The sequence below is a fragment of the Geodermatophilus sp. SYSU D00779 genome, from assembly GCF_054050595.1.
Genome location: NZ_JBJGZQ010000006.1, coordinates 123,301 through 137,883 on the forward strand (window position 1 = coordinate 123,301; position 14,583 = coordinate 137,883).

General features: G+C 72.7%; 8 protein-coding genes and 1 pseudogene. 2 read left to right on the top strand and 7 right to left on the bottom strand.

Annotated features, from left to right (window positions below; genetic code table 11):
* Window positions 1-21: 21 nt before the first annotated feature.
* The 4 genes from ACI79G_RS06605 to ACI79G_RS06620 form a co-directional block, all read right to left on the bottom strand.
* Window positions 22-1,578 (bottom strand): multicopper oxidase family protein, encoded by a 1,557-nt coding sequence (locus tag ACI79G_RS06605; protein WP_456880340.1) that lies wholly within the window; start codon window positions 1,576-1,578, stop codon window positions 22-24.
* 341 nt (window positions 1,579-1,919) lie between these two features.
* A complete protein-coding gene (locus ACI79G_RS06610) occupies window positions 1,920-2,702 on the bottom strand; it encodes a hypothetical protein (protein ID WP_456880341.1) in 783 nt (260 codons plus the stop codon).
* 81 nt (window positions 2,703-2,783) lie between these two features.
* Window positions 2,784-3,014: a hypothetical protein gene (locus ACI79G_RS06615; protein ID WP_456880342.1), complete on the bottom strand. Its 231-nt coding sequence runs from the start codon at window positions 3,012-3,014 to the stop codon at window positions 2,784-2,786.
* A gap of 632 nt (window positions 3,015-3,646) precedes the next feature.
* Window positions 3,647-4,081: a hypothetical protein gene (locus ACI79G_RS06620; protein ID WP_456880343.1), complete on the bottom strand. Its 435-nt coding sequence runs from the start codon at window positions 4,079-4,081 to the stop codon at window positions 3,647-3,649.
* A gap of 319 nt (window positions 4,082-4,400) precedes the next feature.
* On the opposite strand from ACI79G_RS06620, the gene ACI79G_RS06625 reads away from it, so the two are divergent.
* Window positions 4,401-5,999, top strand: coding sequence for a trypsin-like peptidase domain-containing protein (locus tag ACI79G_RS06625; RefSeq protein ID WP_456880344.1), 1,599 nt, complete (start codon window positions 4,401-4,403; stop codon window positions 5,997-5,999).
* A gap of 76 nt (window positions 6,000-6,075) precedes the next feature.
* A complete protein-coding gene (locus ACI79G_RS06630; RefSeq protein WP_456880345.1) occupies window positions 6,076-7,914 on the top strand; it encodes a CHAT domain-containing protein in 1,839 nt (612 codons plus the stop codon).
* 740 nt (window positions 7,915-8,654) lie between these two features.
* Here ACI79G_RS06630 and ACI79G_RS06635 read toward each other — a convergent pair.
* The 3 genes and pseudogenes from ACI79G_RS06635 to mobF all read right to left on the bottom strand — a co-directional run bounded on the left by ACI79G_RS06635 (window position 8,655) and on the right by mobF (window position 13,617).
* Window positions 8,655-9,248, bottom strand: coding sequence for a hypothetical protein (locus ACI79G_RS06635; protein WP_456880346.1), 594 nt, complete (start codon window positions 9,246-9,248; stop codon window positions 8,655-8,657).
* 441 nt (window positions 9,249-9,689) lie between these two features.
* Window positions 9,690-9,899: a helix-turn-helix domain-containing protein gene (locus tag ACI79G_RS06640; protein ID WP_456880347.1), complete on the bottom strand. Its 210-nt coding sequence runs from the start codon at window positions 9,897-9,899 to the stop codon at window positions 9,690-9,692.
* A gap of 234 nt (window positions 9,900-10,133) precedes the next feature.
* Window positions 10,134-13,617 (bottom strand): annotated as a pseudogene (gene mobF / locus ACI79G_RS06645) (MobF family relaxase).
* Between the last annotated feature and the right edge of the window lie 966 nt (window positions 13,618-14,583).

Genomic DNA, 14,583 nt, shown 5'->3' on the forward strand with positions numbered 1-14,583 from the left:
CACGCGGAGGGGCCGCGGAGGTCAGCCGGTCCGGGCCTCGACCACGGCCATCATCCCGGCGTCCTCGTGGTCGTTGATGTGGCAGTGGAAGACGGTGCGGCCGTCGAAGTCCTCGAAGGGGATGCGCACCGTCGTCTCACCGCCCGCCGACACCCGGACGACGTCCTGGTAGACGACGTCCTCGACCGGCCGGCCGTCGACGGCGACGACCTGCATCGGCCACACGTGCAGGTGCATCGGGTGGTCCATCCCGGTGTGGTTGACGTAGGTCCACTCCTCGACCGTCCCCAGCCGGGTGACGTGGTCGGTGCGGGCGTGGTCGAAGGGCCGGCCGTCGATGGTCATGACCATGCCGCCCGTGCCGTGCCCTCCGCCGTGGTCCTCGTGCCCCCCGCCGTGGTCCTCGTGCCCTCCACCGGACCAGTCGAAGCCGAGCACCATGGTGCGTCGGGCGGCGGGCTCGACCCCGCGCAGGTCCGGCAGCTGCGGGTACGCCGGCACCGGCGGCAGGGCGGGCACGGGGCTGCCGCTCACCTGCAGCACGGCGAGCGCACCCGGGGCCCCGGAGGGGCCGTCGCCGTCCCGGTCCCGCGTGCGCGGGTTGGCCAGCCCCTGCAGCTCGCCGGTCCGCTCCCCCACGGTCACCAGGACGTCGACCCGGCCGCTGTTGAGGACCTCGACCTCGTCGACCCGGCGGGGCTCCGCGAGCCGGCCGATGTCGGTGGCCAGCAGGTCCACCTGGTGCCCGTCGAGCCGCAGCTTGAGGAACCGGGACGTGCAGGTGTTGATGATCCGCCAGCGCTCCCGCTCGCCCGGGCGGGCCTGGAGCGTGGGCGTCAGCTGCCCGTTCACCAGCACCAGCCGGCCCTCGCGGCCCTTCATCCGCTCCCACTCGGAGACGTGCACCGGGTGGCCGGCGTCGTCCAGGGTGGTGTCCGAGACGACCAGCACGCGGTCCCGGGTGACCGGCACCTCCGGGCCGGCGTCCTCCACCACGATGCCGCCGTAGAGACCGTTCCAGATCTGGTCGGCCACCAGGTGGTGCTCGTGCGGGTGGTACCAGAACGGCCCGGGCGGGTGGTCGTCGGGCAGCTGGATGTCGTAGTGGAAGGACTCCCCCGGGTGCACGTGGACGTCGAGGGTGTTGTCCGCGTTGCCCTTCGGGGAGACGTGCAGCCCGTGCGTGTGCAGGTTCGTCGGGACGGCGAGCCGGTTGACCAGCTCGACCTGCAGCCGGTCCCCGGGACGCAGCCGCAGCGTGGGCCCGGGGACGGTGCCGTTGTAGGTCAGCATGTGCGCCGGCCGGCCACCGAGGGTCACGGTGGTCTCGGCGACCTCGAGCCGGACCCGCAGCAGGCCGTTCGCGCTGCGCAGCGTCTCGGGCTCGGAGAGCGACTCGGCAGCCGCGAGGGCCAGCCCGGCGGACGGCCTCCAGCCCGGAGCGCCGATCGCGAGGCCGAGCAGGCCCAGCCCACCCAGCTGCAGTGCCCGGCGACGGCTGAGGTCGGGGACGAGGCGCCTGCCGGCGACGCCCGGGGTCGGATCCGGACCGGTTCGGGGTGAGTCGGGAGCTGTCATGACCGCGTCCTTCCTGCTCTCGGCAGAGAGCCGCACCGGTGCGGGACCGGCGTCGATGCGCCCGTGGGGCGGGAGGGGAACGCGGAACGGCGCGGAGGTCATCGCCCATGGGAGGGGCGGACGGCCCGCTGTGTGCTCAGCGGGGGTCGGCGGCCCGGGCTCGCGAGTGCCGGATCGGGCGCCGTCCGCGTGACGTGCGGCGGCAGCCTAACCACGGTGCGCGCGCGGCCACCACGCAACGTCCACTTGCGGCAACGCTGCGTTGCCGGGCGCCCGGGCGTCCGACCTGCAGGTTCGCCCAGCACTCACCCCACGGCAGGTCGCGCCCGATCGCTCCGGCGTCAGGCCGCCGACGCCGACTGCTGGTCGGCTGCGACCAGGTGGCACCCGCTGGTCCCGACGGGCGTGACGGGGAAGCCCATGGCGGTCAGGACGTCGGCGATCGCGGCGTTCATGGTGCGCTCCACGACCGCCTCCACCGCCTCGCCCCGGACGCGCTCCAGGCTCATCCGGTCGTGCTGGCGCCAGGTGACGAGGATGCCGCGGCGGGCCGGGTCCGGGGTCAGGCACACGCCGCCGGCCGGGCTCTCGCCGGCGGCGTCGTGCAGGGTGAGCCCGGCCTCGACCAGCGCCGCGCTCACCTCGACCAGGAGGGTGGTCAGCGCGTCGGCGTCCGACAGCAGCTGGTCCCAGTCGTCGGCCAGCCGGTCCAGCTGGCCGCCGAGCTCGGCCAGCCACGCCCGCTCCGCGGGCGACTGGCGGCGGACCAGCGCGCCGTCGGCCCGGCGTGCGCCGTGGACCACCTGCGTCCAGGCCGGGAACCCGCCGGAGACCGCGGCCCAGTCCGCCTCCATCCGGTCGGTGAACGGCCCGGCCACGACCACACCACCCGGCTGGTCGCCGGACTCGTCGACCAGCCACCACGCCGACGCCCCGCGGCCGGCCGGGTGCGCTGTCGTGTCGGCGTCGGGACGGGCCGGCGGAGCCGCGGGAGCGGCGTCCGCCTGCTGCTGGGCCCGGCGCGCGCGCTCGGCCTCGTAGCGCGCCGTCGAGCTGCGGCCCAGCGCGACGACCAGGGCCAGCAGCGCGACGAGGGCCACCAGGGCCTCACCCAGCTCCAGCATCACCACTCCACACCTCCGCAGTGCGGTCCGGCCGTCGTGCGGACGGTGGACCGGGTGGTCGGGGTCGACCGGGGACCGCGCTCACCAGGCACGCCAGGCCCCCTGTGGACCGGCGCCCCAGAGGGCCGCCCGACGGGTCCAGTCCCGCAGCCGCTCGCGGGGCGTGGCCCGGTGCCGACCGGCCGGACCACGCGCCGGCTCCTCGGCGGGCTCCAGCGCGAAGAGCTCCAGCAACAGGGCCAGCCCGTCGTCGGCCGGGGTGTCCTCGGCCTGGGTCGACGTGCGGGGAAGGGTCGTGCTCGGCGTGCTCACGCAGGGCTCCTCGGGCGGTCCCGCCGCGGCCGGGGAAGGGCCGCGCGCAGCCGGAAAACTAGGGCCCACCGGGCCGTCGACCGCCTCGTCGGACACCCCGCCGACGGCGCCGTCACCGCATCGTTGTGGAGGCCTCGTCGAGGGGTCGGCGACCCGTCCCTGCGGACGCCGTCTTGTCGACAAACGCCCTGCTCCCGAGCGTGGGAGCGCTCCCGGCGGCGCTCGGTCACGCTGCGCGCCGGTGCGACACCGCGTGTCGCAGGGGGGCGTCGAGTGGACCCCGTGGGGATCGAACCCACAACCCGCGGATCGAACGTCCTGGACCAGAGGTGTCAGGGGTGATGCCTGATGCCATCCATGCTGGTCAAGGCCGCGACGGCTGTTGGCCACTGTCGTCGCCTCACCCCGGGTGGCGCGCAGTCCGCGACCACACAACCCCGTGCGATCACCGACGCTGCGCGTCGATATCAGGCCCTGTCAGGGCGTAGGAGGGCTGAGCGACCGCACCCCCTCGACGCACGCCCAAGCGGTGCCGCTCGCCGATGCAGCTCGCAGGTGAGCTGCTCATCCAGGGACTCGGGCCTGTCAGCCGTGGTGTCGGGGCTGAGAGTCGCACCGGAGGCCGCCCCTGGTCACCCGTTCGACCTGACCCACCGTTCCTGGCTGCGGTCGTAGCGCATCTTGTCGCCGCTGTGGCTGGCGAGGTCGGTCTGGAACAGGGCCTGGTAGCCGTCGTCGGGCAGATCGGGTTCCAAGAGGACCTGGGTGCCCGTGTCCTGGTCCTCCAGGACGAGGGTGGACGGCTTCGGCGCCGGCGCCCTCCCGAACACCCTGTGAGCGAGCTGGCGCAACTCCTTGTAGGAGTCCTCGGCCAGCTTCGTCCCCATGGTGGTGAGGAATGACGACAGCGGGATGGCCGCGATCACCAGCCAGTTGAGCTCCTCCGGTCCCCGTCGCGCCGGGGCCCGGTACACGGTGGGACGCAGGCCCGCGACGCGGAACGCCTGTTCGATGTCCTCCAGATCGTCGGGGCTCAGCCTGCGATCCACGAGCAGGTGGGCGTCCAACTCGGGCCCTCCGTACGGGTACCGGGGCGATGGCGGGGATGGCGCCGGGTCCGCCGGTCGTCACCGGCGTCATCCTGCCTCTGGTCGGACCGACCCGTACAGCCCTGACACGACAGCCGCAGCAACAGAGCCGTAACCGAGAGGTAACAAGACCTTTACCGGTCGCCGGTACTCATTGCGCCTCTCCTCGCTCGTAACGGTCGAGCTGCCCCGCAGGCAGCGTCACCCACCTTGCGGAGGAGGGACCGTGACCACTCCATCTCTCGACGAACCATCCGTCCACCGACGGCTCCGGCGGCTGACCCACCGCGCCGTCGCGGTGACCGCGGCCTTCCTCGTCGCGGCCATCCCCGTCCTCGGCGGCACCGCGGCTGCGACGGAGGAACCCGCCCCGACGCCCAGCACCACCGCCGCCCCCCTGCCGAGCGTCACCCCGGAGGGTCGCGCGTCCGATCTCGTCGCGCCGGCGACAGCGTTCGTCCAGGTCAACTGGTCGGCGTACGTCTCCATCGACGGCGAGACATGGTTGCCGGAGCCGGTGACCTGGACGATAGGGTGCACCGCCGTCGTCGTCGACTCCGACGGCCTCCTCGTGACCGCGGGCCACTGCCTGGACGACGGCTGGGACATGGGTGGCGCGAAGCGCACTGCAGTCGAGCTCCTGATCCAGCAAGCCGTCGATGCGCAGGAAATCACCCAGGCGGAGGGCGCCCAGATCCAGGAGCAGGTCCTCAACGGGGGCAGCACGTGGCGGGTCGAGGGCAGCTCGAACGAGTCCGCGCCGGATCGTCGGGTCTACGTCACGCTCGGCGGTGGCCGAGCGCCGTGGAGCGGCGACCCGGCGACGGCCCCGAGCGGCTTGGAGGCCAACGTGCTGGACGTCAAGCCGTGGAGCCAGGGCGACGTGGGCCTGCTCAAGGTGCAGGCGACGAACCTGCCGGTGGCCGTGCTCGCAGAGGAGAGCAACGTGCAGATCGGGCAGGACCTCCTCGCGGTCGGCTATCCGCTCGAATTGGCCACCCCCGACCAGAGCGGTGCCATCGCGCTGACCAACCGCCAGGGCAGCATCGGGGCCGTCGACACCCAAGGCCAACACGGTCCGGGAAACCGGTTCTACTCGACCAATATCGACAGCGCGCAGGGAATGAGCGGCGGGCCGGCGGTCAACTTCCAGGGCCAGGTGGTCGGCCTGACGAGCACCGTGGTTGGGCAGTCCACTTCCTTCATCGTTCCCTCGTCCGTGGTGTTGGAGAACTTCGCGGGCCGGATCGACAACACCCCCGGGCACGTGGACGAGCTCTACCAACAGGGGCTGACCGCCTACTACGCCGGCTATTACAGCGACGCCATCAGCAGCTTCGAGGAGGTCCTGCTGCTCGTCCCGGACCTGCCGTCGGTGGCCGACAAGAAGGTCGAGGCCGCGCAGCGACGGGAGCAGTTCGGCGACCAGCCGAAGCCGGTCCCGCCCACGACGCAGCGGGCGTCGAGGATGCCATGGCGCGCAATCGCGATTGGAGGAGGGCTGACCGCCGTCGTCGTCGGGCTGACGGTCGTCGGGCTCGTGCACCAGCGACGCCGGCGGCGGGGTGGACAGGAGAACGTCTCCCCCGTGCCGGCTCCCGTCCCGAGCGATGACGCAGGGACACGCGCCGAGCCGGCCCCCGGGGACGCCGATGTCGGCACCGAGGTCGACCCGGACGCGGACGGGCGCCCGTCGGAGTGGGTCACCCCGCCGGTCGAGGCCGGGAACGGCCGACCGGCCGACCATCGCGAGACGGCGGCGGCCACGCTGGACCTAGCCCCAGGGCCAGTCATGACCAGGTCGGCCGGACGGTTCTGCCGGTCCTGTGGTGCGTCGCACGACCCCGGTGATGCCTTCTGCTCCGAGTGCGGCGCCAACCTGCGCCGGCCCGTGTAGCCCTCCCGACGAGTCGCCCCCGTGTCGGCGTCCGATACCGGCACGGGGGCGCGGCGGCCGCATTGAGGAGGTGCCGATGGACACGGACGACGTCGAGCTGGAGCTCGAGGTGACCGGGCGGGATGGCCACTACCGGGTGGAGGCCAGGTCCACCATCGGTGGCGAGTCCGGGTCCGAGGTCGAGTTCCCCCTCGAGGAGCTGGGCATCGAGCGGCAGCTCGAGCGGCTGCGGCTCACGCTGCTGCGGTCCGCCGCCACGACGAGGCGGGTACCCGCCCGCGACGAGCGACCCGTGCAGCGGCTCGGCTCCGAGCTGTTCGACCGGTTGTTCACCGGTGACGTCCGGCTCCTGTTCGACATGACCCGGCAGCAGGCGGTCCACCGGGATGCGCGGGTGCGTCTGGTGCTCAGGATCCGCCCGCCTGAGCTCGCCGTCCTGCCCTGGGAGTTCATGTACGACGCTCGGCGCGACGACTACCTCTCCCTCAGCATGCCCCTGGTCCGCTACCCGGAGATCCTCGAGCCCGTCCGCCCCCTGCGCGTCACCGGGCCGTTGCGCATCCTCGGGATGGTGGCCCGTCCCAGTGGCTACGACGCCCTGGACGTCGACGGGGAGAAGGCGCACCTGCGCCGAGTGCTGGACCCGCTCATCCGAGACGGCGGCGTCCACCTCGGGTGGGCACCCGGCGAGACGTGGCGGGACCTGCTGCACGCACTGAGCACCAGCAGCTGGCACGTCGTCCACTTCATCGGTCACGGCGGGTTCGACACCGTCGCCGGCGAGGGGGTGTTCTACCTCTCCGGTGACGGCGGGGAGAACTACCAGCTCCGCGCCAGCCACCTCGCGCAGTTGCTCAGCCCGCACCACGCCCTGCGGCTCGTCATGCTGAACTCCTGCGACTCGGCCGCAGGCAACGACAACGACCTCTTCTCCAGCGCCGGCGCGGCTCTCGTGCGGCGCGGCGTCCCCGCGGTGCTGGCCATGCAGTTCGAGATCTCGGACTCGGCGGCAGTCGAGTTCACCCGGTCCTTCTACGAGGCCGTCGCCGCCGGCCAACCGGTGGACATCGCCGTGCGTGACGCACGGCTCTCGGTCTGCCTGTCGCGGCCGAACAGTCTCGAGTGGGGCATCCCGGTTCTGTTCCTCCGTCAGCGCGACGGCCGGATTTTCGATGTCAAGGCGTCCGTCCCTGCGACCGGGACCGAGGTGGCTCAACTCCCCAACCCGGGGCTGCAACCCCGCAAGCGGCCACCGGGCGACCGTCGGGATCCTCCGGAGAACAGGCGCGACGACCGCGTGCCCGACCAGCGGAGGCCTCCGCACCCTCCCGCCGCACCTGCGCACCGGCGGGTCCCGCACGGGCCCACCCCCGTCGTCGGCGATCAGCCTCGCCCTCCGGGGCGAGCTCCCACCGGCCGACCCGTGACACCGGCGCCGGGACCGGGTACGTCGCCGGCCGGCCGCGTACGGGTGGCACGCGACCGGCGTGCGCTGGCCGGTGCCGTCGGCACCGTCGTCGTCGCCGTCGTGATCGGCCTGCAGCAGCTGTCCTCGGGCGGATCGGCGCCGAGTCCGTCGACGTTCTCGGTAGATGCTGACCGCGGGTGGACCGGAACCGGCGTCGAGCTCCGGGCCGGGCAGCAGCTGACGATCGAGGCGGACGGCGAGGCGAGCCTGTCGCAGGGCGTCGCCACGGGACCGGACGGGAGCGAGGGGGCGGCGGGCGCGATCCCGGTCACCCAGGAGGCCGCTCCCGGCGCCCTCATCGGGCGCATCGGCGCAGCAGAGCCATTCCAAGTCGGGGAGAGCGCCTCCCTCACGGCGCCGGCCGACGGCGAACTGTTCCTGTGCGTGAACGACCAGAGCTACGACGACAACACCGGGCACTACAACGTGCGTGTGCAGGTGGGCTAGTCGTACTGACCGGGAGGCTGGTCAAAGCGGCTGATGGGCGGGCGACCACCGATGCCGGTCTGAGGCCGATGGTGGTCGTGGGCCGCGCAGACCCGGCCTGGCGTCGCTGGCGCCAGCACACGAGCTACTCGTGGGCCCCGTGGGGATCGAACCCACAACCCGCGGATTAACAGTTCCCCGAGACACTCCTCTGACCAGCGTCTTCCGCGCCGAACTCGCCTCTCACCAGCGCAAATGCCGTTTGCTGCGATTGGCTGACGATGGCCGCGAATGGCCCCTCTGTGGGCGCCGTGTGGGCGCGGTGTGGGCGCCGAGTACTTCCGAGGGCCTTCGGGAGGGTGCCCGTTCGAGTCGGGAGGGGGCCGGCTGTCTGGCATCCGAGGTCAGCCACGTCCCGCGCGGCACCCGCACAGCCGATGGTGCACCGGTCGAGGGGTGCGGCGTCCACGACCACGTTTCTCGTCAGCCGTTACCACCACGCGCAGGCGGGTTCGGCCCGGCGATGCCGGCGCCGGAAGAGGGGCGAGTGCAGTGGCGTTGAGGCCGGTGCCGGGCAAGGTGCCAATCGGGGTCACCGTTGGGAGTAGAAGCGAGCCGTGCCATCGATGCCGTGTCTGGCACACTAGGGACGTAGCCCACCTCCTACGGGTTGTGGGAAGTGACGCCGGGATCCCCGCCGGACGACGGGACCCGGCGTTCGCGCTGTCTGGGCGGGGTTGCCCCCGACCGGACGCCCCGGCTCAGCGGAGGGCGACCTCGATCTCGGTCACCGTGTGTCGGATAATGCCGAGCCACTCGGGGTTGCCGAGCCGGGCGGCGCCGACCGCTCCGGCGACCGCATCGGAGATCCACAACATCGGCTCCTCCAGCGGCCGCGCGCTGCCCACCCGCAAGGCCGGGGTGATCAGTTTCTTGCCGACCAGGTTGGCGACCTGCTCCCGGTCCTTGCGGATCAGGTTCTGGGTGCGGGCCTCCATGAGCACCCGCGACACCTGGTAATCCCGTTCCAGGGTCGGCAACAGCGTCTCCATGCAGATGCGCCGGGCCCGTTCCTGCCGCCGGTTGGCCATCGGCACACCGACGACGACCACCGCGGTCATGCCCATCGCGCTGATGGCCGCAGCGATCTTCGTTCGTCGGGGAGCGGTCTCGTCCCGCCAGTGCAGCCGCCGCTGCCTCCCCTGCAGCAGTGCCCGCAAGGCGTCGCGAACCGGGCCGCAGCCGTCCGGGTTGGACACGACGCTGGCCAGGATGTAGCTGCCCCTGTCGTGGACAGGATCGACGTCCATACGCTCGTCGACCCAGGCGTGCAGGGCCAACGGCTCACCGTCCATGGGGAGACCGCGTCCATGGGGAGACGTTGTGTCACCGGCCGGATGTGCCACGGGAGCAGTCTGCCGATCGGTTCCGATAGCGTCGCGCCCTCACCGGTGGAGGGGTCCTCGAGACGGCAGCTGCCCCTCAAGGCATGGAGGGCAGGCCGCTCCGCAGGGGACTGACACCAGACCGAGCGCTCGGACCAGGTCGGCCAGGGCCGGGTGGTGGGCATACCGGCCGGTCAAGACGTTGTGGACGGTCACCCCGCCGGCCAAGCCCCCAGGCTGGACAGGGGCGCCCTCGTCGCTGTCGACGATTGCGGTGCTGCTGATTCACAACTTCGGCGCTATCGGCGGAGGTCTGTTGGGGACTCGGGGGCCGTGGGACCGGGAGAGCGTCACCCGGAACGGGTTTCTCTCCGGCTGCGCCGCCGCCGGGGAGCAGTCCGTGGATCACCGTCAGTGGGATCCACTGCCGTCGCGCTGAGCGGCGATCCAAGCATGGAGGTCATCGCGGCGGTAGAGGACACGTCGGCCGAGGCGGAAGCTGTGCGCGCCGCTGCCCAGGTGCCGCCAGTACCGGAGGGTGGCCACGGGAGCGCGCAGCAGCTCCGCGGCCTCACCGATGGTGAGGAGGTCGGCTGGTTGGTCGGCGGCGGGGTCGGGCATGGCTGCCTCCTGGGCGGGTCGGGTGTCGTGGGCAATACGCCTGGAGAAGGCGCCGTTTCGGGCCGTTTGGTGACACCTCATCGCTAACTTCTTCGGTGGACCTCCGGTACGCCTCCGGTACTTCTCCAGTGCCTGCAGCCCGTGCCGGCCTGGGCCCACTCGACCGACCGCCCGCCAGCCGGCAGACCTCGGCCCTCGCCCGGCCGGCAGCCGGGGCGCCGACCGCCGATCCGGTCACCGCGGCACGCTCCGGTCCGGACCGCGCTGGGGGTCGAGGTTACGCAGGTCCTCTAGGCGCGGAGGGCGCACGGCCCGGGTCGGTCCCGGCTGCGGCCCGCGCACCGTCGTCCGTGCGGCTCGACGGTCGACGTCGTGGCGGGCACGCCAGGCGTCGTGCTCGCGGGCGAGCTGGTCGGCCGGCTGGGCGAGGAGGGCCGGCTCGGCGGTGAGCCGGGTAATGCGCACCCGGGCGTCGGTCAGCTGCTGGGAGGTGGCGGCGATGTCGCGCTCGAGATCGGCCAGCCGCGCTGCGGACTCCGGTGCCCAGGCGCTCGGACCGCGGGAGGCGAGCCGCTCGTCACGCCGGCGCCGGGCCTCGGCCAGCGCCCGCCGTGCGTCGTCGTGGGCGTGCCCGGCGGCCTCGGCAGCGGCGCGCAGCCCAGCGTGCTCGGGATGGTCCCGCTCCGCGCTGCGGCCAGCGGCGGTGTCGAACGCCATCCACAGCGCGGGTCGGTCGTCGAACCAGCCGGCGACCTGGGCGAGCTCCGTCGCTTCGGTGGGTAGGTCGGGCAGGTGCGGACGCCACCGGCCGGCCCAGCTGGTCAGCTGCTCGTCGGCGCGGGCGACTGCGGTCCGCCGCAGGCCGAGCCGGCCTGGGCCGGCGAGCACGACCCTGGCAGCGGCGCGGGCAGCGTCACGTTCGCCGTCCCACTGGGCCAGCAGGCCGTCGCGCATCCGGCCGGCTTCGGCCGCGATCGCCGCGCCGTTGGCCGCCGCCCGGTGTGTCGCCCGCTCGGCGGCGAGGGCCGTCTGCCGGACGTCGGCGTCGAGCCCGGTGAGTTCGGCGGCGTGGGCGGGACCGAGGTCGGCGTGGTCGCGGGCGAACACCGCGATCCATTGCTCACGAGCGTCGGCGGGGTCGACCGCGACGAGGTGGGCGGTGTTCGCGCACCGGCCACGGGTCATCCCGACGTAGGCGGATGCCGCGCCGGTGTGCTCGCCGATGACCACGTGCGCGGTCGGGACGGTGTCGCCCTGCACGCCGTGCGCAGTGCTGGCGTAGGCCAGCTCCACGTGCTCGGTGACGTAGTCCGCCGGCAGCACCCGCTCCCCCACGGCGCCCGGGATGATCCCATCGCGACCAGGGCCGCCCGGGGTGACACGGCCGGGGGTGACACGGCCCCGCGCTCCATCGGCCGGGGTGACAACCAGATCGCCCACGGTCCCCACGGAGATGACGGTCCAGGTGTCGCGGTTGGCCACGCCCAGGGTCCGGTCGTTGCGCCGGGTGGCGATCCGGTCCCCAGCACCGATCCGCTCCCCCGCCCGCGTTGTCACCACGGCACGGTCGTCGACCCGGCCATCGACGACCAGCTGCTCCCGGATTGCGGCGTCGAGCGTGGCGGCCTGCTCGCGGGTGTCCACCACGACCGCTGTCTGCTCGCCCCGGCTGTGGTGCTCGGCGGCGAGGGCGGCCAGCGCCTCGAACAGGGCCGCCTGATCGGGGTGCAGGCGGATCTGGCCGCGGGCGGCCAGCGCGTCGAACACCGCACCCGGGTCGGCCCCGCCGCGCATGGCCAGGGTCAGCTCGGCGTAGCCGCTGTCCGGCACGGGCACCCCGTCGGTGGTGGCGGTGAACCGGTGCACCCGGCCAAGGTCAGGTGGGCGGTCGGGTCGACGTGGCGGAGGGCGAGGTCGAGGACGCCGCCGCGCCCGACCGCGGCCAGCTGCCACCGGTCGCCGAGCAGCGCCACCCGCACTTGGCACTCATCCGCGACCACCAGCAGGGCGCGGGCGGTGTCCTGGTCGAGCATGCCGGCCTCGTCCACCACCATCACGTCCCCGGCCCGCAGCCGCGCGTTCTCCTCGGGTCCGGCGTAGCGCCGGCCGGTGACCGGGTCGGCCTCACCGTGGGTCAACCTGGTCCAGGCACCCTCGTCGGTCCAGCGCCAGCCGTGCTGGAAGGCCAGCCAGGCCGCCGAGCCGGCGGCGGCGCCGACCTCGGCGGAGGCGACCTTGGCCGCCTTCAACGTGGGGGTGACGACCACCAGCTGCCGCCCCCGCTCCCGCAGCAGTCGACGTGCCATGGCCAGGGTGGTGGTCTTGCCGGCGCCGGCCGCGCCCTCCACAACGGTGAGAGGTCGGTTCCCGGCGAGCGCGGCCGCGGCAGCGGTCTGACCCGGATCTAGCAGCTCCAGGTCGGCCACCCGCTCCGGCCGGAGGTCGGCATCTGCATCGTGGTGGCCGCCGCGAGCGGCGAGGCGGGCGGCCAGGTCGGCCTCGACCTCGAGCACCGTCGGAGAGGTCCAGGCCCGGACGTGCTCGGGCACCCCGTCGCGCTCAAACAGCGGAAGGCAGCGGGCCAGGCCACGGGCGGTGAGGTTCTCGGCCAGCTCGCTACGGACCGCGGTGTCGGCGACGACACCCGCAGCGCCAGCAGCCGTTCGGCCTCGCCGCGGACGTCGGCGGCGTTCCAGGCCGAGCGGCCGGCGGCCAGCCGGGTGAGGATCTGGTCGGCGGCGCGGTCGCGGTCTTGGACGCCGACCGGGACGTGGCGCAGCTGCACCGGGGCGTCCGGGTCGCGGTAGCCGAGAGCAGCCAGCTCGGCCCGCCACCGCGCCACGAGCTCGGCGCCGGAGCGGGGGATGACCTTGTCCGGGCGGCCGTCGGCCCACGCGCGGGCGTCCCACGCCCGCCGCAGCGCCGGGCCGGGTTGTTCTCCGGGGTGCGCAGCGGTCCAGTCGCGTTCGTAGCGGTCCAGATTGCGGCCGATCTGCGCCGCCCGGGCGCTGAACGGACCGATGTACTCGGCGAGCTCCCGTATTTCTCCAGTACCGGCCAAGGTGTAGCCGTGGGCGGCCAGCGCGGCTCGGAACTGCGGGTCGCAGGCGACCGCGGCGTGCCCGATTCCGTTGATGGCGGCGAGGAAGTCGCGCACGCCGACGGTGTGCAGCCCTCGCCACCTTTCGGCTGCGAACACCCGCGCGCCGATCTGCAGGTGCAGATGCCGGTGCGGGTCTCCGGCGCGGAAGGTGTAGTGCCGCACCGTCACCGCCTCCAGCACCTCAAGCGGCACCTGCACCTGTCCGCCGCGCGGACCGACCCGGGTGGTCGCGTGCCCGGCGAGCCAGCCGATGACCTCGGCGGCGGCGCGGTCCTGGGCGGCGTCGTAGGCGGCCACGTCGCCGTGCATTGCGGCGGCGAGCGACCAGGACTTCGGGCCGTTGACCACGACCTCAACAAAGCGCACCGCGCGCGTGTCGGTGCGCAGCCGGCCCCGCGGGTCACCGGTGTCCGGGTCGCGGCCGGCCACCCAGGTCTCGTAGGTCTTCCCGGTCAGCGGCGCTCGTTCCTCAACCCGCCCGTCCCGGGTGACGAAGCGGCGGGCCAGGCCGGTGCCCTCGGCCAGGTAGTAGTCATTGGCCCGGCCGCGGTCGACCTCCAGATAGACCCGGGCAGCCGCCGGCGGCCCGGCGTACACCTTCACTCCACCGTGCATTTCCAGCGCCACCCAACAATGACCAACAAGTCACTCCAAGAAACGGCGATGGGCCCCGCGGAGCGGGGCCCGGACTACCTCTATTGGTAGCATGCGTGCCGTTCCCTGGTGAAGACTTGGGCACGTGAGGAGAAGTTGTGAGTTGCGATCAGGAAGTTGTCGTAGCTGTTATGCCGTTGATCGTTTGTGGCAATTGTTGACCGCATGCAAGGTGGCTTATATCCAGTTGCTGCTGCCGCCGACCAGCTCCGCGATGTGCCGGTTCGCGTTACGCAGCAGCCTCCTGCGACACGGTGGCGCGGGTGTCGCGCGGCTGGCGGACGACGCAGTCCTGTCGGCAAGCAGGGTGTCCCGGTTGCCCTCCCCCTGCGGGGAGGTTCATCGGGCGGGCCTTTGGGACGGCAACCGAGGGCACGTGCTCTGTCCTGCGGTGTTCCCGGTCGAGGTTCGCCTTACGGGACAGGGCTGAGGTCGTCGGTGGACCAGCCGTGAGGCAAGTCGCCCACAGCGGCCCACTTCAGGACAGTCGCGCGACGTCGGTGGGCAGGTGCCGCCTGGGCCGGGCCACCCGCTGCGCGCCGCTCTCCGTCATGGGAAGGACACGCTGCCGTCGGGATAACCGTGCTGCCGTAGCAGGCCGGGTGTGCAGGCAATTTCCTGAACCGCTTGGACCAACTCATGCAACAGCGTCGGGAGCAGTCGCCGACCAACGTGCCGTGGAAGTGCATCAACTCTCGGCCTCGTTCCGACAGAACTGCCGTTGCGAGTAATGCGGAGCCCGTGCTTTTTGCTCACCAACCTACTGATGACAGTCGTGCAATGAGTCAACGCATACATCTGCAGATGGTGAAGGGGGCGTTTCTAGGGCTGCGGGTGTCGTGTCACAAACGAAGAACGGCGACGTCTGCGCGTGCCAGTCACGGGACGAGCCCACCAACTCGCCCAGCGCCTAGGGCTTGTTGCTGA

Coding starts and splice junctions, on each gene's coding strand:
- ACI79G_RS06610 (WP_456880341.1), bottom strand. CDS start 2,702: ATGCTGGAGCTGGGTGAGGCCCTGGTGGCCCTCGTCGCGCTGCTGGCC.
- ACI79G_RS06640 (WP_456880347.1), bottom strand. CDS start 9,899: ATGCCCGACCCCGCCGCCGACCAACCAGCCGACCTCCTCACCATCGGT.
- ACI79G_RS06605 (WP_456880340.1), bottom strand. CDS start 1,578: ATGACAGCTCCCGACTCACCCCGAACCGGTCCGGATCCGACCCCGGGC.
- ACI79G_RS06635 (WP_456880346.1), bottom strand. CDS start 9,248: ATGGACGGTGAGCCGTTGGCCCTGCACGCCTGGGTCGACGAGCGTATG.
- ACI79G_RS06630 (WP_456880345.1), top strand. CDS start 6,076: ATGGACACGGACGACGTCGAGCTGGAGCTCGAGGTGACCGGGCGGGAT.